Source organism: Tropicimonas sp. IMCC34011 (assembly GCF_003390865.1).
In the GTDB taxonomy this organism is placed as follows: Bacteria; Pseudomonadota; Alphaproteobacteria; order Rhodobacterales; family Rhodobacteraceae; genus Tropicimonas_B.
In genome coordinates, this window is the sequence record NZ_QMEJ01000006.1 from 163228 (window position 1) to 189693 (window position 26466).

At 64.4% G+C, this 26466-nt stretch carries 23 protein-coding genes; 10 read left to right on the plus strand and 13 right to left on the minus strand.

Annotated elements, in window-relative coordinates:
* The first annotated feature begins 173 nt into the window (after positions 1-173).
* Entirely contained in the window at positions 174-497 is a 324-nt protein-coding gene (locus DQG15_RS18295; RefSeq protein ID WP_157969040.1) for a hypothetical protein, read from the plus strand.
* Between the two features lie 802 nt (positions 498-1299).
* Positions 1300-1806: a hypothetical protein gene (locus tag DQG15_RS18300; RefSeq protein ID WP_232830914.1), complete on the plus strand. Its 507-nt coding sequence runs from the start codon at positions 1300-1302 to the stop codon at positions 1804-1806.
* Positions 1807-1902: 96 nt separating this feature from the next.
* Here DQG15_RS18300 and DQG15_RS17415 read toward each other — a convergent pair.
* From DQG15_RS17415 to DQG15_RS17425, 3 genes are all read right to left on the minus strand, one after another.
* Positions 1903-3091 (minus strand): IS3 family transposase gene (locus DQG15_RS17415; protein WP_116087547.1). Its coding sequence is split into 2 segments (ribosomal slippage): positions 1903-2839 and positions 2838-3091, totalling 1191 coding nucleotides; the frame shifts between segments, so codons are not numbered across the junction.
* 226 nt (positions 3092-3317) lie between these two features.
* Positions 3318-4877, minus strand: coding sequence for a methyl-accepting chemotaxis protein (locus tag DQG15_RS17420; protein ID WP_116087549.1), 1560 nt, complete (start codon positions 4875-4877; stop codon positions 3318-3320).
* 1 nt (position 4878) lies between these two features.
* Positions 4879-5175: a hypothetical protein gene (locus DQG15_RS17425; protein WP_116087551.1), complete on the minus strand. Its 297-nt coding sequence runs from the start codon at positions 5173-5175 to the stop codon at positions 4879-4881.
* Between the two features lie 513 nt (positions 5176-5688).
* On the opposite strand from DQG15_RS17425, the gene DQG15_RS17430 reads away from it, so the two are divergent.
* Together DQG15_RS17430 and DQG15_RS17435 are read left to right on the plus strand one after the other, a co-directional pair.
* Entirely contained in the window at positions 5689-6834 is a 1146-nt protein-coding gene (locus tag DQG15_RS17430) for an MFS transporter (protein ID WP_116087720.1), read from the plus strand.
* 252 nt (positions 6835-7086) lie between these two features.
* The gene (locus tag DQG15_RS17435) at positions 7087-7530 is read left to right on the plus strand and encodes a carboxymuconolactone decarboxylase family protein (protein ID WP_116087553.1); all 444 of its coding nucleotides are present in this window, start codon (positions 7087-7089) and stop codon (positions 7528-7530) included.
* A 309-nt stretch (positions 7531-7839) separates the two neighbouring features.
* Here the strand turns inward: DQG15_RS17435 and DQG15_RS17440 are convergent, their stop codons facing one another.
* Positions 7840-8289 carry a hypothetical protein gene (locus DQG15_RS17440; protein ID WP_157969042.1) on the minus strand — a complete coding sequence of 150 codons (450 nt, stop codon included), beginning with the start codon at positions 8287-8289 and terminating at the stop codon, positions 7840-7842.
* 375 nt (positions 8290-8664) lie between these two features.
* On the opposite strand from DQG15_RS17440, the gene DQG15_RS17445 reads away from it, so the two are divergent.
* From DQG15_RS17445 to DQG15_RS17450, 3 genes are all read left to right on the plus strand, one after another.
* On the plus strand, positions 8665-9120 hold the full coding sequence (locus DQG15_RS17445; RefSeq protein ID WP_116087557.1) for an NUDIX hydrolase: 456 nt from the start codon (positions 8665-8667) through the stop codon (positions 9118-9120).
* Positions 9121-9431: 311 nt separating this feature from the next.
* Complete coding sequence (locus DQG15_RS18305; protein WP_157969043.1) at positions 9432-9995, plus strand: hypothetical protein; 564 nt, start codon at positions 9432-9434, stop codon at positions 9993-9995.
* 355 nt (positions 9996-10350) lie between these two features.
* Positions 10351-10623 (plus strand): VOC family protein, encoded by a 273-nt coding sequence (locus DQG15_RS17450; protein ID WP_232830915.1) that lies wholly within the window; start codon positions 10351-10353, stop codon positions 10621-10623.
* Between the two features lie 243 nt (positions 10624-10866).
* Here DQG15_RS17450 and DQG15_RS17455 read toward each other — a convergent pair whose 3' ends face one another.
* Both DQG15_RS17455 and DQG15_RS17460 read right to left on the minus strand, forming a co-directional pair.
* The gene (locus DQG15_RS17455) at positions 10867-12162 is read right to left on the minus strand and encodes a glycerate kinase (protein ID WP_116087559.1); all 1296 of its coding nucleotides are present in this window, start codon (positions 12160-12162) and stop codon (positions 10867-10869) included.
* Positions 12163-12310: 148 nt separating this feature from the next.
* Positions 12311-12967 carry a TetR/AcrR family transcriptional regulator gene (locus DQG15_RS17460; RefSeq protein ID WP_198665186.1) on the minus strand — a complete coding sequence of 219 codons (657 nt, stop codon included), beginning with the start codon at positions 12965-12967 and terminating at the stop codon, positions 12311-12313.
* A gap of 145 nt (positions 12968-13112) precedes the next feature.
* On the opposite strand from DQG15_RS17460, the gene DQG15_RS17465 reads away from it, so the two are divergent.
* A complete protein-coding gene (locus tag DQG15_RS17465; RefSeq protein ID WP_116087563.1) occupies positions 13113-14465 on the plus strand; it encodes an efflux RND transporter periplasmic adaptor subunit in 1353 nt (450 codons plus the stop codon).
* A 1-nt stretch (position 14466) separates the two neighbouring features.
* Positions 14467-17625 (plus strand): efflux RND transporter permease subunit, encoded by a 3159-nt coding sequence (locus tag DQG15_RS17470; RefSeq protein WP_116087565.1) that lies wholly within the window; start codon positions 14467-14469, stop codon positions 17623-17625.
* Positions 17626-17737: 112 nt separating this feature from the next.
* Here the strand turns inward: DQG15_RS17470 and DQG15_RS17475 are convergent, their stop codons facing one another.
* The 7 genes from DQG15_RS17475 to DQG15_RS17505 form a co-directional block, all read right to left on the minus strand.
* A complete protein-coding gene (locus DQG15_RS17475) occupies positions 17738-18883 on the minus strand; it encodes an iron-containing alcohol dehydrogenase (RefSeq protein WP_116087567.1) in 1146 nt (381 codons plus the stop codon).
* Positions 18883-20262 (minus strand): aldehyde dehydrogenase family protein, encoded by a 1380-nt coding sequence (locus DQG15_RS17480; protein WP_116087569.1) that lies wholly within the window; start codon positions 20260-20262, stop codon positions 18883-18885. The genes DQG15_RS17475 and DQG15_RS17480 overlap by 1 nt, the downstream gene beginning before the upstream one ends.
* Before the next feature lie 3 nt (positions 20263-20265).
* Positions 20266-21630: a glutamine synthetase family protein gene (locus DQG15_RS17485; protein WP_116087571.1), complete on the minus strand. Its 1365-nt coding sequence runs from the start codon at positions 21628-21630 to the stop codon at positions 20266-20268.
* A 77-nt stretch (positions 21631-21707) separates the two neighbouring features.
* Positions 21708-22748: a TRAP transporter substrate-binding protein gene (locus DQG15_RS17490; RefSeq protein WP_116087573.1), complete on the minus strand. Its 1041-nt coding sequence runs from the start codon at positions 22746-22748 to the stop codon at positions 21708-21710.
* Between the two features lie 57 nt (positions 22749-22805).
* Positions 22806-24134 (minus strand): TRAP transporter large permease subunit, encoded by a 1329-nt coding sequence (locus tag DQG15_RS17495; RefSeq protein ID WP_116087575.1) that lies wholly within the window; start codon positions 24132-24134, stop codon positions 22806-22808.
* Entirely contained in the window at positions 24124-24666 is a 543-nt protein-coding gene (locus DQG15_RS17500; RefSeq protein WP_116087578.1) for a TRAP transporter small permease subunit, read from the minus strand. Before DQG15_RS17500 ends, DQG15_RS17495 begins: the two co-directional genes overlap by 11 nt.
* The gene (locus tag DQG15_RS17505) at positions 24663-25436 is read right to left on the minus strand and encodes an N-formylglutamate amidohydrolase (RefSeq protein ID WP_116087580.1); all 774 of its coding nucleotides are present in this window, start codon (positions 25434-25436) and stop codon (positions 24663-24665) included. The genes DQG15_RS17500 and DQG15_RS17505 overlap by 4 nt, the downstream gene beginning before the upstream one ends.
* Positions 25437-25557: 121 nt before the next feature.
* Here DQG15_RS17505 and DQG15_RS17510 point away from each other — a divergent pair, with 121 nt between their 5' ends.
* Positions 25558-26424, plus strand: coding sequence for a MurR/RpiR family transcriptional regulator (locus DQG15_RS17510; RefSeq protein WP_116087582.1), 867 nt, complete (start codon positions 25558-25560; stop codon positions 26422-26424).
* The last annotated feature ends 42 nt before the right edge of the window (positions 26425-26466 follow it).

Sequence of the window (26466 nt, forward strand, 5' to 3'; positions counted from 1 at the left end):
AACGCAACCGTCGCGCTTCTCGAACGAGGTATCTATTCATAGGCAGGAGCGCGCTACTTTGCGCCCAGTCAAACCTGCGATTAGGTGCGCGCGGAGCTTGGCGGAGTTGGAGCCTTGATCCGCTGCATTGGTTAGGATGATACTGAGCTACTGTAGCAGTGAGCGCGTTACCCATGGAAGAACCGGATTTTATAGTCGATTACGATGCCAAAGCACCGCCACCTTTGGACCCGCATATTGCCAATGTCTGGCTTCGCGCCACTTCAAACCATTTCGTGGATGGATACGAATTGGAGGTTTCAGCCTCTTTCGGAGAGGAAATGATTCCACTTGAAGGTGACGATTTTTCCCTGTCGGTGTCATTCTCCATCAAGAAAGCTTCGATTGGCCTGCAATTCATAAACTGCCAGCCTGACTCTATTTTCGAAAGATCGAGCTACACTTATGCCAGAGAGGAAATCGACCGAACACGGCGAGGGTTTGGTATCGGTTCGTAATTAGAAGCGGCCGCATCGACGAGTGTGCCTATTCCAGACGTCCATGGCGCGGCCAAGATTGAGGCAAGCTATGGTGGCGACTCTTCTACTACCGAAACTCGAAGGCGAACGCGTCGATGGAAGCAAATGGGACCCCAGACCATTGTGGTGGAGGATGCGGGGCGCATTCTGGAAGGTCAGCTAGTCGATAGAGAGAAAGGATGGTTCGTTCAGCCAAACCCGTCCTGTGATGCTTCAGCGGTAGTCGCCACACTCACGACCCGCGCCGAATGGATCCAATTCGGTCGGGTCGACGATGTCGAACCAAGCGGCGGTATTGGAAAGCGAGCCGCCCGGTTTTTGAAAGGTAAGAAGTCACGCGACAAGGACCTGTTCTGCCTTTTGCTCCGGACCCTCGCAGCACGGGGGCTGCAGAACGCTTTGAGTCGGGATGCGACGCTTGCGGTCTATCCCCACGTATTGCGCAAGCCCGTTGCCCTCGATGGGCTAAGTGGTGCTCGCCCTATGGCGGTCCCCGCAGGGACTCCCCTTCGCTCAATTGGCGTAGATTCAGCAGTAATCGACAATTTCCTTAATTCAGACAGCCAGGGGCGCCTTGCTGTGTTGAAGCAGGTGGGCGCCCTCAGAAGAGCTACAGAGGATCCTTAGCGAGAACGGTGGTCAAAGTCCGCGCTCGGAACGCCTCTTCATCGCTGGCACCGCCCCGCCATCAGCTCTTGCATCGCTCGAATTCACCATGTCCCGTGAGGCTGTTCCCACGTCGGATTGGGACGCTGAGAACAAGAATCGAAGCCGCACAGACTTGGTGGCACTGGGGCTGATCGAGGTCCGTGACGGTAAAGTTCACTCGCTTGTATCTGACAACGCATCTGCTGAAGACACACTTCGGCACGCAGCCATGAAAGCTCCTACCTTGCAATCCACGCGGGAAATTCTACTCGAAGACCCGCACAGGACAGGTGTCGAAATCGGCGAGGAGATCGGCATGCGTTTCAGTCGTAACTACAACAGTGAAGCTTCGAAGCTTCGGGTGGGGAACGCCTTGCGTAGGTGGGCAGTATGGCTTGAGCCTCACCTTGTTGATCCGACAAACGCCAAGGGCCCGGCCCGGTTGCGTATTTCCGCGAAGTCCGAACGCCCGGGTGTCAGCGCTCCAAGCTTCGCGACGCCTGAGAATATCCGGAAGGCACAGGCGGCACTGGATCAAGGGACCCGTGCCGAAGACATCGCAAAGACGATGGGCGTGTCACGCGCAACGATCTACGGATGGTCCAAGCAAGGGCTCGTCTCAATCCCTAAAGCCAGATGACGGCTGGACGAGCGGCGGCTCTGCGCAGGAAGCGGTCCGTGGTAAACCGGCCCAGCCAGCGCCAAGGTCGTGCGGTCGTGACCTGCCACGGGACTTTCATCCGGTCGCGACCGGAGCCCGGTTATTGTTTACGCCGTTCGGCGCAGGGTTAGCAATCGCCCGACGCGCGGAGCTTTCATCTCGCGCAGCGGGGCGGGCGATTGCGGTGGTCAGGGCTCGCGCGTAGTCAGCCGGGGTCTGGTAGTCCAAAGCCGAATGCGGGCGCTCGGTGTTGTAGTCGGCAGCCCAGGCCGCAACAACGGCACGGGCGTGAGCCAGGTTCCGGAACATGGTCTCATTGAGCAGTTCATCCCGCATCCGACCGTTGAAGCTCTCTACGAAACCGTTCTGCATGGGCTTTCCCGGCGCGATGTAGTGCCTTTCGATCCGGTGCTCGGAGCACCATCGCAGGACCGCGTTATTGGTCAGTTCAGTCCCGTTGTCGCTGACAATCATGCCGGGTTTGCCGCGTCGCTCGATCAAGGCCGACAGTTCACGGGCGACACGACGCCCTGATATCGAGGTGTCGGGGATCGCCGCGAGACATTCACGGGTGACATCGTCGACCACGTTGAGCACCCGGAAGCGCTGGCCGTTGGCGAGCTGGTCATGAACGAAATCCAGCGACCAGCGCGCATTGGGCCGCGCCTCGACCAAGATCGGGGCTCGCGTCCCGACAGCCTTGCGCCGGGCCTTCCGCTTACGCTCCGTCAGCCCCTCCTCGCGGTAGAGCCGATAGATCCGGTTGATGCCGGAAGGCTCGCCCTCACGGCGCAGCAGCACGAAGAGCCGCCGGTAGCCGAACCGCCGGCGTTCGTTGGCCAGCTCCCGCAGCCGCCCGCGCAGCACCGTGTCCGGCGCACGCTGCGCCTGGTAACGGACCATCTTGCGATCCGCTCCGACGATCCGACAGGCCCGCCGCTCCGACAGACCGCAGGCTGTCCGAAGGTATGCGACCGCTCCGCGTTTCACGGCGGGCCCTACCATTTTTTGCCACAAGATCCTTCATCGCAGCCAGATCCAGCATCTGCTCGGCCAGCAGCTTCTTTAGCTTCGCGTTCTCATCCTGGAGTGTCTTCAGCCGCTTGGCCTCCGACACCGTCATACCGCCGAACTTGGCCTTCCAGTTGTAGAAGATGCCTTCCGACATGCCGTGCTTGCGGCACAGATCGCCGCACTTCGCGCCTGCCTCGTGCTCGCCAAGGATGCCGATGATCTGCTCGTCCGTGAATCTCGTTCGCTTCATTGTCCGTCCTCAAGTTGGGGCGGACTCTAATCGGCGGTGGAGGAAAAATCCCGTGGCAGGTCAGGTTGGAGCGGACACTACCTCAAACTGGGGGACGATACGGGGCTCAGGTCACTGGTCGGTTCAACAAGCCGACTGTTCGCCCATTCTCTGTTTGCAGCCTTGGTAGATGGCTCCCCGATCGTGAGCGCATCATCCGGGATCGCCTCGATGCGGTGTCCGGTCTCTAGGCAGCGTTTTGACGGACCCCCTCCGTCTCCCCGTGCCCAAGACCGTTCCTGAACTCCGCGACAACCTGGCTCAGCAGGTCGGTGGCGTCGGTCAGGGCCGTCGTCGCGGCGGATGTCTCCTCGAACATGGCGGCATTCTCCTGCGTCAGCCGGTCGAGATCTCCCATGGTCGATTTCAGATCGGCGATGTCCCCGGACTGCGTGCCCACGCTCGCGGCGATGCCCTCCATCGCGTCGGAGGCCCTGCGCACCGCCTCGAGCACGTCGCGCAGCACCGCTCCGGCATTGTCCATCAAGTCCACGCCGGCCTTCACGTGCCGGGCGCTGTCGCTGATCAAGCCGCTGATCTCCTGCGCCGCATCGGAGGAGCGACCGGCGAGCGCGCGCACCTCCGTCGCGACCACGGCGAAGCCCTGGCCGGCCTCGCCGGCCCGCGCGGCCTCCACCCCGGCATTGAGTGCCAAGAGATTGGTCTGCAACGCTACGTCCTCGATCAGGCCGATGACCGACAGGATGCGGTCCGTGCTGCTCTTGATGTTCAGCATGGCATCCAGCGCGCCGTCGACGACCGCCATGCCGCTTTCCGCATCGTCCCGCGTGCTGGCTGTCGTCGTCGCCACCTGCCGGGCATTGTCCGAGGCGATGGCCATGAGCTGACTAATCTGGTCGATTCGCGTCGTTACGCTACTCAGGGCGTGCGCCTGGTCCTCGGTCCGCTGCGCGAGCTTCTCGGTGGCGGCGGCGATGCTGCCCGTATCCGTGCGGATCGAGGCCGTGTTGTCCTGGACATTGGCCATGGCGATGGACAGGGAACGGACCGCGCTGTTGAACTCTGTCCGCAGCGGCTCGAACTGCTCTGGAAACGGGGTGTCCAGTCGCGCCGTCAGATCGCCCCGCGCCAGTCGGGTCAGGGCCGCGATGACCTGTTCCACGATGGCGATCTGCTCCTTGTCCTTCCGGCCCAGGTTCGTCTGCAGGTCGTGGGAGCGCGACAGCGCCTCAGACAGCCGGTCCGTCTCCGCCTCAATCTGCTGCCGTTGGCGAAGCTGCGTCATCAGCAGGTAGTAGAGCCCGGCGGTTTCGGCGACCCAGACGGTTCCATGAAGCGTCAGCCGGCTCAGGTCGACGAGCAGGCCGCTGCTCGGATAGATCAGGGTCGGCAGAAGTAGGGTCAGCATAACGTGGTGGACGATCACGATGCCCGACGCGGCGAGGAGCGGCCGCGGGTCCTGCAGGATGACCAGCACGGCCAGCACGGCGAAGTAGATGAGATGGGTATCCAGCTGCCAGGCATGACCGGCGAGTGCGGCAGTCAGAAGGGGTAGCTGCCCCATAACGCCAAGCGCCACGGCGATGCGCCCCGTGGCCCCGCCTTGGCGTTGCAGGCCGATGGTCAGGGCCGCGATGAGGAGGGACATCGCGAGGAACGGCCAAGGCGACAGACCCGCCAGCCAAGCCCCGATCGCCGGAACCGGCGTCATCAGCATGTTGAGATAGCCGATCAGGCACAGACCCTTCGCCCGGTCCTCCTCCAGCGACGATATGCTGTCCGTCATCCTACGCTCCACAAATTCGCGCCGCGATCGCGCCGTCGACGACCAGCCAAGCGCCCTCGGTCTTCAGCCGTTCAGCAAACGTCTCCGGGTGTGTCTCGGCCACGGCGAGCAGCGCCATCGGCGCTTGGGTCGGGCCGATGGGGCGACCGCCCGCGCGCCGGAGAATGTCGGTCAGCCCGTGGGACGGCCCGACGACCAGGAGCGTTCGCGCCCCCTCGACCGGGCGACCGGCGGCCGCCAGGACAGGCGCCGCAAGCAGCGGCCCAAGAATAAGGAGTGTCAGAGAAAAGAAGCGCATTTGGGCCGACCGGTTGGTGTAATCGGGCGGAGGAATAAGCGCGGAACCTTACCTTCGGATTAAATGCCGGCCGTGCGCGATGGTCCGGCCAAAAAAAATGTCCCGGGGTGGCAAATTCGGGTGCGCCCGACCTCCCGGATCCCTTCAACGGGTCACGTCCGATCGAAGGCCGCATTGGGCAGCGTCAATGGGGATCTGCCGAGGACAAAGGCAGAACGATCCCCCGTCCTGCCGGGGGGCAACATCATCCGCGCAGATGCATCGAACGGCAGCTTGGAGGTGAACCGAATCCGGAAAGACCAGTCGGTCGCTCAGCCGTCCGACCGCGACGAGCTCCCCTCAGCCCTCGATGCTTCGCTCCGCTCGGGATGTCACAGACGCCGTTCGCGCCACATCTGCCTTGTAGCGCGGACCATTCGCGCTGAGAACCGCCACAGCCCTCTGCGAGTGAACGCCTTGACCATCGCTACACCTGCACGGACCTAACTCGTCGTGCTGACCGCGCTCGGCGCGATGCATCTTCTTAACGATCTGATGCAGTCGCTCATCCCCGCGGCCTATCCGATCCTGAAGGAGACATACGGGCTCGATTTCGTGCAGATCGGCCTCATCACGCTGACCTTCCAGATCGCGGGGTCCCTGCTGCAGCCGGTGATGGGACTGGTGACGGATCGCTATCCCGCGCCCTACTCTCCGGTCGCCGGCATGACCTTCACCCTGTCCGGGCTGGTCTGCCTTGCCTTCGCCGGAAGTTATGCCGCGATCCTCGTCGCGGTGGCGCTGATCGGCATCGGCTCCTCCATCTTCCACCCCGAGGCGACGCGTATGGCGCGCTATGCCGCCGGTGACCGGCAGGGGCTGGCGCAGGGCATATTCCAGGTCGGTGGACAGGCGCGCGGCGCGCTCGGGCCCGTCCTCGTTGCGCTGGTCATCGTGCCCTGGGGCCAGCCGAGCCTCGCCTGGTTCGCGGCGCTCGCCCTCCTCGCGATGACGCTCCTGACCTGGATCGGCAGCCAGCAGCACCGGATCCGGGCGGAGTTTACCGACCGCTCCGCCCGCCGCCGGGCCGAGACGCCATCGGTCCAGCACGGGACAGCGACCATGGCGGTGGGGCTGATCGTCCTCACCTTCCTGATGTTCACCAAGAACACCTACGGCGAGAGCTTCCGCTCCTTCTACACCTTCTACCTCATCGAAAGGTTCGGCCTGTCGATCCCGGCCTCGCAGATGATGCTGTTCGTCTTCCTGATGGCCGCGGCCGTGGGCGTGCTGATCGGCGGCGTCGTCGGCGACGCGATCGGGCGGCGGCGGATCATCTGGATCTCGGTGCTCAGACCGCTGCCACTCACGCTGATCCTGCCCTATGCCGACCTGTTCTGGACCGGGGTGCTGACGGTCGCGATCAATCTCATCATGGCGAGCGCCTTCGCCTCGAGCCTGATCTACTACATGGACCTGCTGCCGAACCGCATCGGCCTCATCGGGGGGCTGTTCTACGGCCTGAACTTCGGCCTCGGCGGGATTGCGGCCGCATTGCTCGGCGTCATGGCGGAAAGCTACCGGGTCGAGGCCGTCTACCGCCTATGTTCCTTCTTGCCGCTGGCCGGCCTGGCCGTCTGGTTCCTGCCGCCGATCGAGGAGGCCATGAGGGCCTTGTGAGAGCGAACGACATCTCCGGCGGCTCGCATCCGTCGCAGGCTTAGAAGTTCAGTGTGAACCACGGGAGACGGACAAGCTGGCCCCGGAAACATCGGTCATGCTTTACTGCTGTGAGCGTCAGCTACGAGCCCAGAGTGTTTAATGCTGCAATTCGAACGAACGCCTACACTCGCTCCAATACTGGCCTAAAAGTAGTCAACTGGCCAGCAACTGCTGGGCGTGTCATTCCCCAATGAGCAAAAGGAGAACTCAGTGATTGAACGCCTCGATTATACTTCTATCAACGGCCCAGCTATAGCCAGTATGGCGAAGGCAAAGAACGATATGCCGTCGATTGATAAGAAGTTGCGGGCGGTAGTCGAACTGCGCGTGTCACAGATCAACGGATGCGCATACTGCGTTGATCTTCACACAACAGAAGCAAGACGGGCGGGGGAAACAACCCAGCGATTAGACTGCCTTACCGTATGGCGCGAGGTGACGTTTTTTAATAGCGCCGAGAAAGCCGCGCTTGAATGGGCCGAGGCAATTACCACGGCTTTAACGAATGGTGCTCCAGCGCATCTGTACAATGCTCTTGCTGAACATTTCTCAGACGAGGAGGTTGTCGACCTTACTCTCATTATCGCCCAGATGAATGCTTGGAACCGCCTCGCGATCAGTTTTGGTCACGGTCCTGATGTGCGGACAGAATAGGGCCTCTCACCACCTCAAGCCGACCTCGACCCAGCCGCAACGAAAGCTCACTTGGTCCGCATATCGGTCATCCAGGCGATAGAAATGCTGCGCGACGCTCGAACGACCGCTACGGGGACGCCGCACTGCGGCGAATGATGACCCGGCGAACGTCAGCAATGGGCTGGGAGCGCCCCCACGCGATGGGCAACCAAGCTCTCGATCCCGCGGCGCAGCGAAGGTCGGCTACGGACCCAAAATTTCGAATGCTGCGCTCTCTGCGAATGTCCGGCATTCCGAAATGGAAGAGCAATCGACCCCACAAGCAGGTCAGAGCGGCCTCCGGACATCATTTTCCCTCAACCATAACCAGCCCTTGAAGCCAGCCACAACCAAAATAGTGCAGATTAACGGCACAATCCAACCTGTGACGATCTGAATGCTGCTGATTTCTATCACCCCAACGCGTTTCAAGGCGATGCTAGCGGAACTTACACTAATGACGAGAAAGGCGGCGAACAAACCCACCGCCAAGGGTGTCCACCCCGATTTCTCAGCCCGGATGCGAAAAGCAACAACGAATAGGGCCAGTGAAATAGCGGCACACCATGCGGCGAGGGTTAGGTCTGGTGTCGTTTGAGAGAGCGCAATCAGAGCTGTCAGAGCGGCATTGAAGCCCATGAGCAGAACGGGGAGGCCAGCCATTTTGATAGCTTCCTTGGCACTCTCCTCATCAACAGATGATGTCCAATATCCAAAGATCTTCGTACTTCGTGCCATCTTTCCAGCCTTTAGGAGAATTTCAGAGCTGCGACCATTTGCTACCACCGGCTTTATGGTTGCTAGGATTTCTATACACGCTGGTACTCATCAATCTCAAGAACTCGAACCGTATGAAAGCTGACATTGGCGCAAGTGTCGCGAAATCACACATGCGTCCCGCATAGCCGACCTTGGCTGTCCAAGAATGCGGCGCGAAGCGCGAACGGCTGCTTCAGTGAAGATGTGCCGCGGCAAGGTCACCCAGCCCCATGGTCGGTTCTGGGCCGTTCGCTGCCGAGCAGCCCCATTCTCCTAGGCGTCCGCCAGGCCGCGTCGCCGCAGGTCTGCTCCGAGCCCATTGCAGTCGTTTAGTCCTGGGCGTATCCCGCTAAGATGAACACATGGCGCCCTGCATCCGGAATTCGCTTTAAGGCTTTGGGTCTGCACTGGCGAGACAATCGGCTGCTCGCTTCCGAAGTATATGAGGACTCAGGGCGGCTAAAGGGTGTGCGTCCGCTTGGCGGTACGGTGGAGTTTGGCGAAACAGCACAGACCGCTGTCATCCGAGAGTTTCAGGAAGAACTTGAGATAACGGTGAAAATCGCTGGAAGCCCGACCTTCATTGAAAACATCTACGTACACGAGGGGAGCCTCGGGCATGAGGTGCTGGCAATCTTCGACGTGACGTTTCCGCCTGAGGCTTTCGCAGGACAGACCCGTATCGCATTTCGAGAGGATAGCGGTGTGGAGTGTTTCGCCGAATGGTTTGCTCTAGGAGAGCTGGACGGTCCCGGCCAGCCTCAACTCTATCCGACAGGCTTGAAAGCATACCTGCAAAGCAAGCGCTAAGCGGCAGATTTGTGCGCGGAGCCGACCTCGAGCCGCAGGTCAATCTCGCGGGTGCAGCGAAAGTCCGGTTTGGTGAAGCCGCGCTGAAGCTTGACCGGACACAATGAAGGTTCGCAATGGGCCGGAAGCGACGACCTGGCTAGCCGACGAGGCGGTGGGGCTCGCGGCACCGCCGCAGGTCGGCTTGGGGCCCATACCTACCGCTAAATGAACGTGCAGCGAATGACGGCTATCCTTTCATGCAGGTATGAATTAATCTTTTTCAGCGTTAAAGTACTCTGGCAAACGGAACGAAATCGTGGACCGGTATGATGCTCGAGGGATTTTTTACCCGTTTTGTAACGGCACTAGGTTTCGCCTTAGCCGCAACAGGTTGCCGGGCCGAGAGTTTTGATATCATTTGCTCCAATTTGCCCGCGCTTAATTCTCAGTTTGTGTTTCTTCTGGCAAAACACTTAGATTTTGAACCAAACGTTGTAATCAATCCTGCACCGCAAGACGCCATTACTCATGACGATGTGAGAACGGTTCGTGTTGTCATTTCTGGTCAACCTTACGACGCCGTCGTAGCTTGCGCCACTGAGCACAATTTTGAGCGTGATCAAATATCTCAGAAAATTCGAGAGTTGAGAAATCAGTTGGGCAAAGCAGGGCAACCCGTTTTCCCGGGCGGGCCAAGAGGGAAAGTTCTAAATGTTGGCGAGGCTGTTACACTGAAGGACCAAACCTTCTTCATTAGCGTGTCAGACGATGACAGCTTGAGGGATGCAGCTGCCGCAGTTGCGCAATCTCACAGTGTAGATAGTCAAGCGTGCTGGTTCGATGAGGCATGCTTAGCTGCGGTCGAGACGTACTGGTCGATGAACACCAATTGAAGTCGTCACTATCGCCTACACTCATTTTAAAAAGCAGTAATTGGGTAGGACCTATCGAATGGCAACTTCGTCCCGCACTGCGGACCTCGGGGCTCTGGACGATGCTGCACGGTGCCATGAAGGTCCGGTATGGGGAAGCCGCGCTGCGGCAACGGTTATCCTGGCCAAGGTTCGCAGAGGGCCGGAAGCGACGCCGCCCTAGGGGCGTCCAGGGGCCTCGCACCGCGGCGCAGTGAAGGTCGGCGCATTGATATAAAAGTAATATTTTGCAGATACGCTGGGCCCGAATCATCCAGCTGTGCAAACTTATGGTACATTGGCACTTACCCCTTACAAATAAGGCTAATAATGGGCTGTGTCCCAGAGTTTGGCTTGTCGGACCTGCCAGCGACGCAGGCGTTCTTCGGCGACGTGTTCGGGGGGGACGTTCACGGAGTACGGCGTCCACGACGAGGAAGCCGGTCCGCCGCTCGTAACCCTGAAGACGGACGATCTCGAAGGGGCGCTCGGGAAGGTCAGCGAGGCAGGGTCGGAGATCACACAAGGTATCTTCGAGTTCCCCGGCGGGCGGCGCTTTCACTTCACCGCCTCGGGCGGCGTGAAGCTCGCCGCCTGGACGGAAGACTGATCGCATGACCGGGCTGAGAACGTCGGAGGTAAGCGATCGATGAGACGATCCGGTTCCTTATCGAGCACATCGCCCCCGACGCTCGCGTCACCTCAAGTTCCGCAAGCGTGGAGACGTGGAGGCGAAGAATACGAGAGGTTCCTTGGACAGGCGTTCGGACTGTAACCGCACCGCGTTCCGGCGAGGACGTTCCGCCGGCTATAGCCGAAGAGACAAGGCATTCACTTTAACGGAAGGGGCCACTCAAGCGGGACGCTCGCCGACAAGGAAGACCTGCACGTCCGCCACGTTCGTTCCGGTGGGCCGCTGCGGGATCAGGTCGCCCGAGGCCTCGAGGGCGTGGTAGCTGTCGCTCGTGTCGAGAAACGTCTCCGCGTCCAGCCCCGCCGCGAGGAGCCTGTCCAGCGTCCCGTCATCCACGCAGGCGCCAGCGGCGTCGGTCGGGCCGTCGCGTCCGTCCGTGCCGCCGCTGAGGAAGGCCCAGGGTCCGGCGACGCCGCGCCGCTTCGCCTCGAGTGCAACGCGGAGGGCGAGTTCCTGGTTGCGCCCGCCGAGACCGCGGCCGCGTAGTCTGACCGTCGTCTCGCCGCCGAAGATCAGCACGGGCGCGGCGGGAGAGGCCAGGTGCGCGCCCACGATGAACGCCGCCGCGTCCTCCACCGGCCCGATCAGCTCCTCCGACACGATCTCGGCCGGCCCGTCCGCTGCCTCCCGCATGGCAGAAAGGCTCATCCGGTTGCTGCCGATGAGCTGGGCCTCGCCCGCCGACGCCGGTGCAGGGCGAGTCCCGGAGCTGAGGACGTCCTTCACGGACGAGGGCACGGACGCCCAGATGCCGAGGTCCTCCAGCGTCTCGATGGCCTCGGCCGCTGTTCCGATGGGGGCGACGGTCGGACCGCTGGCCACCACGCGGAGATCGTCTCCGATGACGTCCGAGAGGATCAGGCTCCGGGTGGAGGCGGGCGCCGCCAGGGCCGCAAGCCCGCCGCCCTTGAGGCGGGAGAGGCACTGACGCACGAGATTGGTCTGCCGAATGTCCGCGCCGGATCCCAGAAGGAGGCGGTTCACCTCCGCCTTCTCGGGCAGTCCGATCCCTTCCACCGGCGCGGGGAGAAGCGCGGAGCCGCCGCCGCTGATCAGGCACAGAAGGACGTCGTCCCGTCCGGCGCCCGCCGCGATCCGTTCGACTTCGAGCGCCGCCGTCAGCCCCGCCTCATTGGGAACGGGATGGCCCGCAAGGAAGACCTGAACGCCAGCGATCTCGGTGTCGTTCTCGTAATTCGTGACGATCAGGCGCTCGCCCCGCGCTCCGGCCGGCAGCTTGTCCAGCGCTGCGCGCATCATCGGTCCCGCGGCCTTGCCGACGGCGATCACGTGGCAGGCGCCGCCCGCAGGCAGCTCGACCGGGCTTGCATCCAGCGCCGCGCTGACCGCGAGATCCGGCCGGGCAGCATCGATGGCGCTATCGTAGAGAGACATGGCCAGGTCGCGCAGGGCGGCACGGTCAGCACGGTCAGCACGGTCGGCAGGGTCGGTCATGTCGGAACTTCCATGGTAAGCGGCGGTCGGTCCAAGTTGCGCCGTCGTGCGGTGCGGTTGCAAGAACCGAGGGACGGTCGCGGGGGACGGCGAGCCGTGGTGCCTCTTGGATCGCAGCGGCTTTCGCCGATGCGCAAGGGCGCGAATGTCAGACGCCCGCGCTGCCCTCGTCTTTGATGCCAGCCAGGAAGATCCGCAGGCCCAGGTCGAACCGTGCGCGGAGCTGCGCAAGATCGGGCAGGCGGGACCGGTCGAGCAGCATCTCGACTGCGGACACCTGGACCATGTCCTTCAGGAGCGACGCGGCGGCGTGGGTATCCATCCGCGGGATCTCGCCGCGTGCGACGGCCCGGTCGAGTTCGGCACGGATCATGCGGCGGACAGCCTCGGGGCCGCGCTCCGAACATATGCGGGCGAGGAGCGATTCGGATCCCGCATTCGCGATCCCGGCGCGCAGGACCTCGAGCGGCAGGCCGGAGAGCGGGAATTCCGGGCGCGGCTCCAGCATCCTGCGCAGCCGCTCCTCTAGTGGCAGCTCCGTATCGCCGGGCGACAGGGGGCGCAGGAAGACGTTCCGGAGGCGATCGAGATAGGCCGAGATCAGCTCGTCCTGGTTGCGGAAGAGATCGTAGAGCGTGCGTTTGGACATGCCGGCACGGGCGGCGACCGCCGTCATCGTCAGCCCATCCATGCCGCTCGTCTCGAAGACCTCGCCCACGGCGCCGAGCACGATATCGCGCCTGTCCTCGGCCGACAGGACCACCGGTCGCCCACGTTTGCGGCGAATGCTGTCGTCCTCGGTCAATTTTTCTCCTCCCCTGATGCCACCGTGCAGCAATGCACCGGAACTGCGCGAATGCGGCATTTACAAAACTCGATGGTTTTGTAATGAGCCGCTGTCTGGGCGGCAAGTTCTACTCCGCTCCATTTCGTACAGCAGGAGCTTTTCCATGTCCCGTCCGGCACTGTTCGCGCGATCGGCCCTCGTTCTGTTCCTCGCGGTCACCGCCGCCGCGGCCCCTGCGCAGGAGGGGCGCCCGCCAGCCGCCGTCACCGTCGAGACCGTGCAGGCCCAGGACGTGGTCCTCACCTCAACGCTGCCGGGCCGCGTCCGTGCCTCGGCGCAGGCGGAGGTCAGGCCCCAGGTCAGCGGCATCATCATCGAGCGTCTGTTCGAGGAAGGGACGCATGTCGAAGAGGGGGACGTCCTCTACCGGATCGACCGCGCGACCTATGAGGCGGCGCTCGCCTCTGCCGAGGCCTCCGTGTCGCAGGCGGAGGCTCAGCTCAGGGCCGCCGAGCGCGAGGCGGAACGGATGCAGACGCTGTCGGAACGTGGAATTTCCAGTCAGTCCAACGAGGACGCGGCGGTCTCCACCCGGGACGGCGCGATCGCTCAGCTCAAGATGGCGGAGGCGCAGCTCAGCTCCGCGCGCATCGACCTCGACCGCACGGATGTACGGGCCCGGATCACCGGCGAGGTGGGCTTCTCCCTCGCGAGCGTCGGCGAACTCGTCACCGGCAGCCAGGCCAACCCCCTGACCACGATCCGCAAACTCGATCCGGTCGACGTGGACGTGACCCAGTCCGCAGCGGATCTCATAGGCTGGCGGCGCGATGCGGCGCAGGGCGGCACGCCCGGAACCGGCCAGGAGGCCACGCTGACGCTCGCCGACGGCAGCTCCTACGACCAGTCGGGCACCCTGCGCGCTGCCGAGCCGCATGTGGACGAGCAGACGGGCGTGATCGTCCTGCGCATGTCCTTCGACAATCCGGACGGGCTGCTCCTGCCCGGGATGTACGTTCAGGTCGAGATGCCCACCAGCACCGCCGAGGACGTGTTTCTCGTCCCGCAGGAAGGCGTCACGCGGGACCGTCGCGGCAACCCGCTCGCGCTCGTCGTGAACGCCGAGAACACGGTCGAGCAGCGACCCCTGACGATCCTGCAGGATCTCGGTGCGGACTGGGTGGTCACCGATGGACTGTCCTCCGGCGACCGGGTGATCGTCGCCGGCTCCCAGAACACAGCGCCAGGCGCGACCGTCACGCCGCAGGAGCGCGGCGCCGAGGACAGCACGGCCGGCCCCGGCGACGAGGCGTCGGGAAGCGAAGCCCCTGCGGACGACGCCGCGGAGGCAACCGCCGAGGGCGACACCGCGGACGAGGAGGCGGCTCCTTCGCAAGGCGCCGAGGCCGCTCCCGCCGACCTTGATGCCGCCCCGGCGGAGGCCGGGTCCGAAACCGATACCGGACCCGCTGCAGGCAGCGACGATCCCGAAGCCTCCGGCGACGAAAGCGAATAACATGTCCCGCTTCTTCATCGACCGTCCCGTTTTCGCCTGGGTGATCTCGATCCTCATCATGGGGATCGGGTTCCTTGCGGTCACGACCCTCCCCATCGCCCAGTATCCCCAGATCGCGCCCCCGAGCGTCAGCGTCTCGGCGTCCTATCCCGGCGCCTCTGCGCAGACCGTGGCCAACACGGTGACGCAGGTCATCGAACAGCAGATGACCGGGCTGGACGGGCTGCGCTACATTTCCTCGAACTCCTCCTCCGCCGGCACGACGAGCGTATCCCTCACCTTCGAGACGGGCACCGACCCGGACATCGCGCAGGTGCAGGTGCAGAACAAGCTCAGCCAAGCGACGCCGCTTCTGCCGGAACCCGTGCAGCGGCAGGGCGTCCGGGTACAGAAATCCTCCGCCGGTTTCCTCATGGTCCTGTCGCTCATCTCGGAGGACGGCACGTTCGACCAGGCGGATCTCGGCGATTACCTCTCGACCAATATCGTGGACGAGCTGAGCCGCATCGAGGGGGTCGGCAGCGTGCAGGTCTTCGGCGGGCAATATGCCATGCGGATCTGGCTCGATCCCGCCAAGCTCGCGGCCTTCGAACTGACGCCGAGCGACGTCGTCGCGGCGGTCAGCGCCGAAAACTCGCAGATCTCCGCCGGCGCTTTCGGCACCCGCCCCGCCCCCGAAGGGCAGATGCTGAACGCCACGATCACGGCGCAGTCGCTCCTGAGCACGCCGGAGGATTTCCGGCAGATCGTGCTGCGCTCGGACGTGAACGGCGGCCTCGTGCTTCTCGACGATGTCGCGGAGGTGGCGATCGGCTCGGAAAGCTACGCTTTCGAATCCCGCTTCAACGGGCAGCCCTCGGCGGGCATGGCCGTCAGCCTTGCGCCAGGGGCCAATGCCCTCGACGTGTCCGAGGCCGTCAAGGAGCGGATGGAGGAGTTTGCCGCGTTCTTCCCCGAGGGCATGGACTACGTCATTCCCTTCGACACGACGCCGTTCGTCGAGATCTCCATCGAGGAGGTGGTTCACACGCTGGTCGAGGCCATCGTCCTCGTCTTCTTCGTGATGCTCCTCTTCCTTCAGAACCTGCGCGCGACCCTCATTCCGACGCTGGCCGTGCCGGTCGTCATCCTCGGCACGTTCGGCATCCTCGCCGTGGCCGGATACAGCATCAACACGCTGACGATGCTGGCCCTCGTGCTCGCGATCGGTCTTCTCGTCGACGATGCGATCGTCGTGGTCGAGAATGTCGAGCGGGTCATGGAGGAGGAGGGGCTCTCCCCCCGGGAGGCCACCCGCAAGTCGATGGGCCAGATCACCGGTGCGCTGATCGGGATCGCGATGGTGCTGTCGGCGGTGTTCGTGCCGATGGCGTTCTTCGGCGGCTCGACCGGCGTCATCTACCAGCAATTCGCGATCACCATCGTGTCCGCCATGGTGCTGTCCGTGGTCGTCGCCCTGACCCTGACCCCTGCGCTCTGCGCCACCCTTCTGAAGCCCGGTCACGGCGCCGCGAAACGCGGGCCCTTCGGCTGGTTCAACAAGGGGTTCAACGGCGTCATGCGCGGATACGGCAGCATGGTGGGCTGGATCACGCGGCATCGCATCATCTCGGGCCTGGCCTATGTCGGCATCGCGGTCGCGATGGTCCTGATGTTCCTGCGGACTCCGACGGGGTTCCTGCCCGAGGAGGACCAGGGCGTCCTCTTCACCATCGTGCAGCTTCCCACCGGGGCGACGCTGGACCGCACGCTCGACGTCGTCAGCCAGATCGAGGACCACTATCTGCAGAACGAAAGCGAGAACGTGCAGTCCGTCTTCGGCGTGGCGGGCTTCGGCTTCGGCGGGCAGGGCCAGAACATGGCGCTCGCTTTCGTGCGGCTGAAGGACTGGGAGGAGCGTCCCTCTCCGGCTCAGAGCGCGCAGGCCGTCGCGGGGCGCGCCTTCGGGGCGTTCAGCCAGATCAACGACGCCATGGTCTTCCCGATCGTGCCGCCGGCAATTCCCGAGCTCGGCAACGCCTCGGGCTTCGACTTCTACCTTCAGGCGCGCGGAGGGCAGACCCATGACGAGCTTCTACAGGCCCGCAACGCCATGCTCGGCCTCCTTGCGCAAAGCCCGCTGATCGCCTCCGCGCGGCCGAACGGACTGGAGGATGCCGCCCAGTTCAACCTCGACATCGACTGGCGCAAGGCCGGCGCGATGGGCCTCTCCGCGAGCGACGTCAGCAATCTGCTCTCCGTCGCCTGGGCGGGGCGCTACGTGAACGATTTCGTCGATGCCGGCCGGATCAAGCGCGTCTACGTGCAGGGCCGGGCGGACTCGCGGGCGACGCCGTCGGATCTCGACCAGTGGCGGGTGCGCAATTCGTCGGGCGGCCTTGTGCCCTTCGGCAACTTCGCCGAGGGCAACTGGCAGCAGGGTCCGCAGGGCGTCTATCGCTACGACGGTTTCCCGGCGATGCAGCTTCAGGGGGATCCCGCGCCCGGCGTGACCTCCGGCGAGGCACTGGCGGAGATCGAGCGCCTGGCGGAGCAGCTTCCCGGCTTCGAGGTCGCCTTCACCGGCCTGTCGCTGGAGGAGCAGGAATCGGGCAGTCAGGCTCCGCTGCTCTATGCGCTGTCGCTGGCGGCGGTGTTCCTGTCCCTTGCCGCGCTCTATGAGAGCTGGACCATCCCGTTCGCCGTGATGCTCGCGATGCCCATCGGCGTTCTGGGCGCGCTCGTCGGCGCATGGCTCGGAGGGTACGAGAACGGCGTCTTCTTCCAGGTCGGCCTCCTGACGGTCATCGGCCTGACCGGCAAGAACGCGATCCTGATCGTCGAGTTCGCGCGCGAGAGGATGAACGGTGGCGAGACCCTGATGGTCGCGACCCGGGAAGCCTCGGTCCAGAGGTTCCGGCCGATCATCATGACCTCCATGGCCTTCTCGCTCGGCGTGCTGCCGCTGGTGATCAGCACCGGGGCCGGCGCCGGGGGCCGCAACGCCATCGGCGCGGGCGTTCTGGGCGGCACGCTGTCCTCCACGATCTTCGGCGTGCTTCTCGTGCCGCTCTTCTTCGTGATGGTGATGAGCCTCTTCGGACGCCGGAAGGTGCGGGAGGCCGAGGCGCGGGCGGAGGCAGCGTCCCTTGAGCCGAGGCTCGCCGCTGCCGCGGAGTGAACGCCCGAAAGCGCAAGAAAAGAGGAGCGCCGCCCGATGGGGCGGCGCTCCTTTTGTCTGATATGGTATACTGCGCGGGTCTGACGGAGCGGCGCTCCCGTCCCGGGCGGTGTCAGATCGTCGCCTCGAACAGCGCCCGCATGTTGGCCTCCGTCAGCTCCACCGGATTGCCGCCACAGGACGGATCGCGGAGGGCCATCGCGACGAGATCGTCGATGCGGTCGCCCGTCGCGCCGAGGTCGCGCAGCTTCCCCGGAATGGCAAAGCGCGCGTTGAAGTCGTCCACAAACTTGCGGAATCCGTCGAAGCCGCCGTCGATCCCGAGATATCCCGCGGCGCGGTCGAAGCGTTCGGCGATGACCGGGGCGTTCAGCTCCAGCACGGCGGGCATGCAGACGGCATTCGTCGTGCCGTGGTGGGTGCCCCAGATGGCGCCGACGGGATGGCTCATCGCATGGATCGCGCCGAGGCCCTTCTGGAAGGCCGTGGCCCCCATCGCGGCGGCGGACATCATGTTCGCCCGCGCCTCGATGTCGCCGGGCGTGTCGTAGGCCCGCGGCAGGTTCTCGATCACGAGCCGCATCCCCTCGAGCGCGATGCCATGGCTCATCGGGTGATAATGCGGGGAGGAGAAAGCCTCCACGCAATGGGCGAAGGCGTCGAGGCCGGTCCCGGCGGTGATCGCCTTCGGCATGCCAACGGTCAGCTCGGGGTCCGCGATCACGACGGCCGGCAGGACCTTGGGGTGGAAGATGATCTTCTTCTCGTGCGTCACCGAATTGGTGATGACGCTGGCGCGGCCCACCTCCGAGCCGGTCCCGGCGGTGGTGGGAACGGCGATGTTCGGCGCGATGGCGTCCGCGTCGGCGCGGGTCCACCAGTCGCCGATATCCTCGAAATCCCAGACGGGCCGGGTCTGGCCGGCCATGAAGGCGACCATCTTGCCAAGGTCGAGGCCGGAGCCGCCACCGAAAGCGATGACGCCGTCATGTCCGCCGTCGCGGTAGGCCTTCACGCCTGCCGCGAGGTTCTTCTCGTTCGGGTTCGGATCGACGTCCGAGAAGATCGCGCGCCCGAGGCCCGCCGTGTCGAGGATCTCCAAAGCGCGCTCGGTGATCTCGAGCCCTGCAAGCCCCTTGTCGGTGACGAGAAGCGGGCGGGTGATCCCGGCGGCCGTGCAGGCGCCCGGCAGCTCGGAGATGCGGCCGGCGCCGAAGCGGATCGAGGTGGGGTAGGACCAGTTGGCGGTAGGACTCATCAGGACGACTTCTTCAGGTGGTAGGATTTGGGGCGGGTGAGCGCCTGGATGCCGAGGATGGAGAGCCCCGCGCCGCGGCCGGTATCCTTGCAGCCGGTCCAGCAGAGGGCGGGGTCGAGATAATCGGCGCGGTTCATGAAGACGGTCCCGGTCTCGATCCGGTCGCCGAGTTCGGCGGCGCGATCGAGGTCACGGGTCCAGATGCTGGCGGTGAGGCCGAAGCGGCTGTCGTTCATCAGCCGGACCGCTTCATCGTCATCCTTGACCGGCATGATGCCGACGACGGGACCGAAGCTCTCCTCCCGCATCACGTCCATGTCGTGGGTGACGCCGGTCAGGACCTGCGGCGTGAGATAGGCGCCGCCATCGTCCGCCGGCGAGGTCTCGAGATGCGCCGTCGCGCCCTCCGCCACCGCCTTGTCGATCTGCTCCCGCACCGTCCGGGCAAAGCGGACGTTCGCCATCGGGCCGATCGTCGTTTCGGGATCGAGCGGATCGCCGAGCTTCAGGGCCTTGGCCCAGGTCACCGCCTTCTCGACGAACGCGTCATAGAGGCTTTCGTGGACGTAGATGCGTTCGATCCCGCAGCAGCACTGGCCGGCATTGAACATCGCGCCGTCCATCAGCCCGTCCACCGCCGCATCCAGATCGGCATCCTTGCGGACATAACCCGGATCCTTGCCGCCGAGCTCGGTCGAGACGGGCGTGAAGGTCCCCGCAGCCGCCTTCTCCATCGCCTGGCCACCACCGACGGATCCGGTGAAGTTCACGAAGTCCACCGCGCGGGCGGAGATGAGGGCGCTGGTCGTATCGTGGTCCATGAAGACGTTCTGGAACACGTCCTCCGGGATGCCGGCGGAGTGGAAGGCCCGTGCCATCCGCTCCCCCACGAGAAGCGTCTGCGTCGCATGCTTCAGAAGCACGGTGTTGCCGGCGATGAGGGCAGGCGCGACGGTATTGATCGCGGTCATCCAAGGGTAGTTCCAGGGCGCGACGACAAGGACGACGCCCCAGGGCAGGCGGCGGATGTAGCGGCGGGAGGTGTCGTCGTCCCCCACCTCGATATCCGCAAGGGCCGCCTCGGCGATGTCGGCCATGTGGCTGCCGCGCTCACGGAAGCCTCCGAACTCGCCGCCGTAGCGCACCGGGCGGCCCATCATCCGCGCCAGCTCCTCGACGATCTCGTCGTTCATCTCCCCCACGGCCTCGATCCCCGCGCGCACGAGGGCCGCGCGCTCGGCGATGGACCGTGCCGCCCACTCCGTCTGGGCGGTGCGGGCGCGGGCGGCGGCATCTCGTGCGGCCTCGGGCGAGAGTGTCTCGCGTTCGGCAAGGACCGATCCGTCGATCGGCGAGACGCATGTCAGCTTGGTCGTCATTGGTCAGGCTCCCTCGAACCCGCGCGCGAGCTCCCAGTCGGTCACGGCGCGGTCGTATTCTTCTTGTTCCCATGTTCCGCAGCGGACGTAGTGGTCGACCACGGCATCGCCGAAGGCTTCGCGCAACATGGTCGAGTTCCGCAAGGTCTCGATCGCATCGCGCAGGGTGCGCGGGATCTCCTCCACGTCGTCCTCCGCGTATGCGTCCCCCTCGTAGGGGCGGGAGAGCGTCAGCTTTTCCTCGATGCCGCGGATGCCGGCCGCGATCAGCGCGGCCTGCGCGAGATAGGGGTTCATGTCGGACCCGCCGGTGCGGCACTCGATCCTGATCCCCTTGGTTCCCTCGCCGCAGAGGCGGAAGGCGGCGGTGCGGTTGTCCACCGACCACACGGCCTTGGTGGGCGCGAAGGTGCCGGGGGCGAAGCGCTTGTAGCTGTTGACGTAGGGCGCGAGGAAGAAGGTGTAGTCCCGCGCGTAGGCCAGAAGCCCCGCCACGAACATGCGCATCAGCTCCGACATGCCGTGTGGGTCCGCGTCGTCGTAGAACGCCGCCTCGCCGTCTTTCCAGAGCGACAGGTGGACGTGGCTGGAGGAGCCGACCTTGTCCGGCGCCCATTTCGGCAGGAAACTCGCGGAGCAGCCGTTCTGCCACGCGATCTCCTTCGTCGCCTGCTTGGCGATGGTGTGATGGTCCGCGCAATCGAGCGCGGAGGCGTAGCGGATGTTGAGCTCCTGCTGGCCGGTCTCCGCCTCGCCCTTGGTGTTCTCAACCGGGATGCCGGCGGCCACGAGGTGGTTTCGAAGGGGCCGCATCACGGCCTCCTCCTTGGTCGTCTGGAAGAGGTTGTAGTCCTCGTTGAAGCCGTTGAAGGGGACGAGGTTGCGATACCCGTCCTTCTGGAGCGTGCGGTAATCGCCCTCGAACAGGAAGAACTCCAGCTCCGTCGCCATCGCGGCATCGAGGCCCATTTCGGCGAGCCGCGCGACCTGCGCTTTCAGCATCTCCCGCGGGGCATGGGGGACGGGGGCGTGATCGTGGTGATCGAGCACGTCACCGAGGACCAGCGCGGTTCCCTCCAGCCAGGGCACGAGACGGAGCGTCGAGAGGTCCGGCTTCAGCACGTAGTCGCCGTATCCCGTCCGCCAACTCGTCGAGGCGTAGCCTTCCGGCGTGGACATGACGAGGTCGGTGGCGAGGAGGTAATTGCAGCAATGCGTCTCCTCGTGGGCGTGCTCGATGAAGTTCGAGACGTGGAACCGCTTGCCCATCAGGCGCCCCTGCATGTCCACCATGGCGGCGAGGACGGTGTCGATCTCCCCGGCCTCGGCCTTTTTCTTCAGGGCGTCGAACGTCAGGTTTCCGGGCATCTGGATCGATCCTTGGAGTGCGTGCGCGGGGGAAGGGGCGGCCCGGTTCTACCCAGGCCGCCCCCTCATGGTCTGGCTCAGCCGTTGGTGTAGGGGGGGCCGGCCTGGTTGATGATGTCGTTGTACTCGCGGAAGATGGAGACGACCTTCTGGTGCACCTCGCCCTCCTGGGCGATCTCGTCCCAGAACTCCTTGGCCGCGTTCTCGACCTCGGCCCATTCCTCGGCCGGAACGGTGCGCAGCTCGAGCTTCTCGCCGGTCGCCCTCAGCCGCGCCTCGCCGCCCCAATACCACTGGTTGCGGTAGGTGTGGCCGGCCTCGATCGCGGCCATGACCAGCTCTTTGAGATGATCGGGCAGCTCCGACCAGCGCTCCTGGTTGACGAAGAAGGAGCCGATCCAAGCGCCCGAGATGTTGTTGGTCAGGAAGTAGTCGGTCACGTCCGCCCAGCCGACGGTGTAATCCTCGGTGATGCCGGACCACGCCATGCCGTCGAGCTCGCCCGTCTGCACGGCGACCTCGGCGTCCTCGTAGGGGATGTTCACCGGTACCACGCCGAAGCGGGACAGGAAGCGTCCGGCCGTCGGGAAGGTGTAGAGCTTCAGCCCGTCCAGATCGGAGACCGACGTGATTTCCCGCGTCGTGTTGAAGTTACAGGGATCCTGTCCGGCGGCGGAGAGCCACTTCACGCCGACCTTCGAATACTCCTCGTCCCAGATCTCCTTCAGACCGTACTGGTTGAAGAGCACCGGCACGTCGAGGATGTGCTTGGTCGCGAACGGGAAGTAGCCGCCGAAGACCCGGAGCGGGGTCGGCGAGGCCATGCTGTCGTCATCGGAATGCACGGCATCGATCGTCCCGCGCTGAAGCGCCTGGAAGAGTTCGCCCGTGGGCACGATCTGGTCGGCATAGAACAGCTCGATCTCCATCTCGCCGTTCGAGGCGGCATTGATGTAGTCGATGATGGGCTTCGTGACCTGTTCGCCGAGGGCGGCGCCGGCATAGGTCTGGAAGCGCCAGCGGATCGGCTCCTGCGCCCGCGCGATGGAGGGCGCGGCGAGGGTCGCGGGGCCGGCAACGGCCGCGGTCTGGAGGAACTTGCGTCTCGTGGTCGTCATCTGAAGTATCTCCTTGGTGGGGGGAAACGGCCGGTTTTCCCGGCTCTGTCTGGTCGCTCAGAGACCGTACACCTTGCTCGGCAGCCACAGAGCGATTTCTGGGAAGATCATCACCAGCGCGAGCGCGAGGATCATGACGAAGACGAAGGGCACGATGGAGCGGTAGATGTCCCGCAGGCCGATCTCCGGAGGGGCCATCGCGCGCATCAGGAAGAGATTGTAGCCAAAGGGCGGCGTCATGTAGGCGATCTGGCAGGTGATCGTGTAGAGCACGCCGTACCACACCAGATCGAAGCCGAGTTCGCCCACGAGCGGCACGTAGAGCGGCGCCACGATGACCAGCATCGCCGTGTCGTCGAGGAACGTGCCCATGACGAGAAAGCTGAGCTGCATCAGGATGAGGATCATCCACGGGTTCAGGCCGAGCTGCTCGGTGAACAGGGATTCGATGGCCCGCACCGCGCCCAGCCCGTCGAACACGGCGCCGAAGGCGAGGGCGGCGGTGATGATCCACATGAACATGCAGGTGATGCCGAGGGTCTGCCGGATCGTCGTCTCGAAGACGGTCCACGTCATCCGGCGCTTGAGAACCGCGGCAACGAAGGCGGCGATTGCGCCGATGGCGGAACTCTCGACGAGGCTGGTCCAGCCGTTGACGAACGGCACCATCATCACCGCGAAGATCGCGACGGGCAGGAGCCCGGCCCAGAGGAGGCGGATCTTCTCCTCCCGCGTGATCTCCGCCAGCTCCGCCTCGGTCAGCGTGGGTCCGAGCTCCGGCGTGATGCGGCAGCGGATCCAGATGTAGAGGATGAAGAGCCCCGCCATCATCAGTCCCGGAAGGGCGCCCGCGAGCCAGAGCTGACCCACCGGCTGCCGCGCGATCATCGCGTAGAGGACGAGGACGACGGATGGCGGCACGAGGATACCCAGGGAGGAGCCTGCCTGGATCACCCCCGTGACCATCAGCTTGTCGTAGTTGCGTTTCAGGAGTTCCGGCAGGGCGATGGTCGCCCCGATGGCCATGCCGGCCACCGACAGCCCGTTCATCGCGGAGATCAGCACCATGAGGCCGATCGTGCCCATCGCGAGGCCGCCGGGCGTCCCGCCGGTCCAGACGTGGAACATGCGGTAGAGATCGTCGGCGATCTTCGACTCGGACAGCACGTAGCCCATGAAGATGAACATCGGCAGCGTCAGAAGCGGATACCACCGCATCACCTTGATGATGGCGGAGAAGCCGAGGTCGTAGCCGCCCCGGTCGCCCCAGAGGAGTACCGCAGCGATGACGGCGACGAAGCCGATGGCGCCGAAGACGCGCTGCCCGGTGAAGAGCATCAGCATCATCGTGGAGAACATGAGGGCGGCGATCAGCTCATAGGGCATCGCCCGGCTCCTCGTCCTGGTGTCTGAGGGGGCGTCCGGTGCGCAGGAACAACACGTCCTTGGCAAGCTCGCTCAACGCCTGAAGCAGCAAAAGCGCGATGCCGACGCAGATCGTGACCTTGATCGGCCACAGATAGGGGCGCCAAGCCGAGGGGCTGCGTTCGCCGCCGTACTGGAAGGAATAGCGGGTACTGTCGATCCCGCCCCAGAGCATGATCCCGAGATAGACGATCAGGACGAGGACGGTCACGGCATCCGTCCAGGCCTTCCTGCGCGGCGAGAGCGATCCGTAGATCAGGTCCATGCGCACATGGGTGCCCATCTGCATCGCGTAGGGGCCGCCGAGGACGAAGTAGGCGATCATGATGAATTGCGCCATCTCCAGCGTCCAGAGCGACGGCATGAAGAAGACCTTGGACACGGTGGACCACATCAGCACGCCCATCAGGGCGAAGATGCCGAACATCACCAGCCGGCCGAGGCCGTAATTCATGCGGTCGACGGCCGCGACGAAGAGACGGAGGAGGTTCATGCGCGGACCTCTCCCGCACCGGTCCGGGCGAGCGGCTCCTTGAGCGTCTCCGTCAGATGCCGCGCCATCCGCTCCGCCGCCGCATCGTCCGCGATGAGGTCGTTCCGGATCTCGATCATCAGGGCCGGGCGCCCTTTGTCCTCGCCGTGGAGCTTCAGGGTATGGGTCACGCCGTCCGCCGCCGAGTAGGGCTCGTTCAGCGCCGCGCGCCAGATGCCGCGCGCGGTCTCAGCACGGCAGGCGGCCTCGGCGAGGTCCGGGGTTGCATCGTGGAGGAAGCCCAGATCCAGCTCGCGCGCCATGCCGTTGTAGATTGGCGTGAAGCTGTGGATCGTCAGAAGCGTCGCGGTCCGCCCCGTCTTCTCCTCCTGCGCGCTGCATACGCCGGCCAGAGCGTCGTGGTAGGGCGTGTGGACCCGGTCGAAGCGCTCCCGCCGCGCGTCCTCAGCGAGGGACGCGTTGCCCGGAACGGCGTGGATCTCGCTCTGCGCGGGGATCGCATCGGGCGCCGAGAGCGGGCGGTTGCAATCGTAGACGAGGCGAGAGATCGCGCCCTCGACCACGGGAGCGTCTAGGAGCTCGCCCAGGAGACGGGCCACCGGCGCCGCGCCGATATCCCAGGCGACGTGGGATTGCAGGACCCCGGCATCGAGACCGAGATCCGACAGCTCCGGGGGGACGTGGCAGGAGGCGTGTTCGCAGGCGACGACGAGGGCGGCCGGCCGTTCGGGGCCGATCACATGTGCCGCTGTCCAGTCGTCTCGGGCCATTTCTCTTGTCCCGTCCATGCCATTTGTGAAAATATCATTACAGCCGACTGGCTTGTGTCAAGATTTATTCTGTATCCTTGGGTACATCGAAGAGACGGCTGTAGCGGAAGGAACGCCACCCTTGAGCAAACGCCCCCTGGTCCGCGATCTTCTGAAGGAGAAGGAGGTCGATCTGACGGCGTCGGAGCGGAAGCTCACGGCCGTTCTGATCGACGGCGCCATGGTCGCCGGCCTGCAATCGATCACCCGGCTGGCGGACAGCGCACAGGTCTCGACGCCGACCGTCATCCGCCTTGCGCGCAAGCTCGGCTTCGACGGGTTCGGCGACCTTCAGGACGCGATCCGGGAGGATATCGCGGCGCGCATCAAGGAGCCGCTCGCCAAACTGGAGCCGGTCTCGCCCGATGCGCCGCGCGATCACATCGTCTCCCGCTTCGTCGCCAGCGCCACCGCCAACATCAACCGCACGCTGGAGCGTCTGGACCTTGCGGAGTTCGACCGCGCGGCGGAAATCCTGTCCGACACGGCGCGGGAGCTGCATATCATGGGCGGGCGGATCACCCGCTCCAACGCGCATTATCTCTTCAATCACCTTCAGATCATTCGCCCGCGCGTCTTCCTGATGGACAGCTCCCCGAGCGTCTGGCCGCAATCGCTGCTCGACATGGGCCCCCATTCCGCGCTCGTGATCTTCGATATCCGTCGCTACGAGAAGGAGCTGGAGAAGCTCGCCGGCTTTGCAGTCGAGCAGGGCGTGAGCATAGTGCTCTTTACCGATGTCTGGGGCTCGCCCATCGAGCCGCATGCTTCGGTCTGTTTCCGCGCGGCGATCGAGGTGCCGTCGAGCTGGGACTCGACGCTCGCCATCAACCTGCTCGTCGAGGCGCTGATCGCCGAGGTGCAGAGCCGGCTCTCGGACAGCAGCGCCGACCGGATCTCCGCGCTGGAAAAGACCATCGGCGAGTCGAAGATCTTCCGGGGGATCTGACGGAGCCGCAGGGCGCCCTCATGGATCGTGACGAGACCGAGC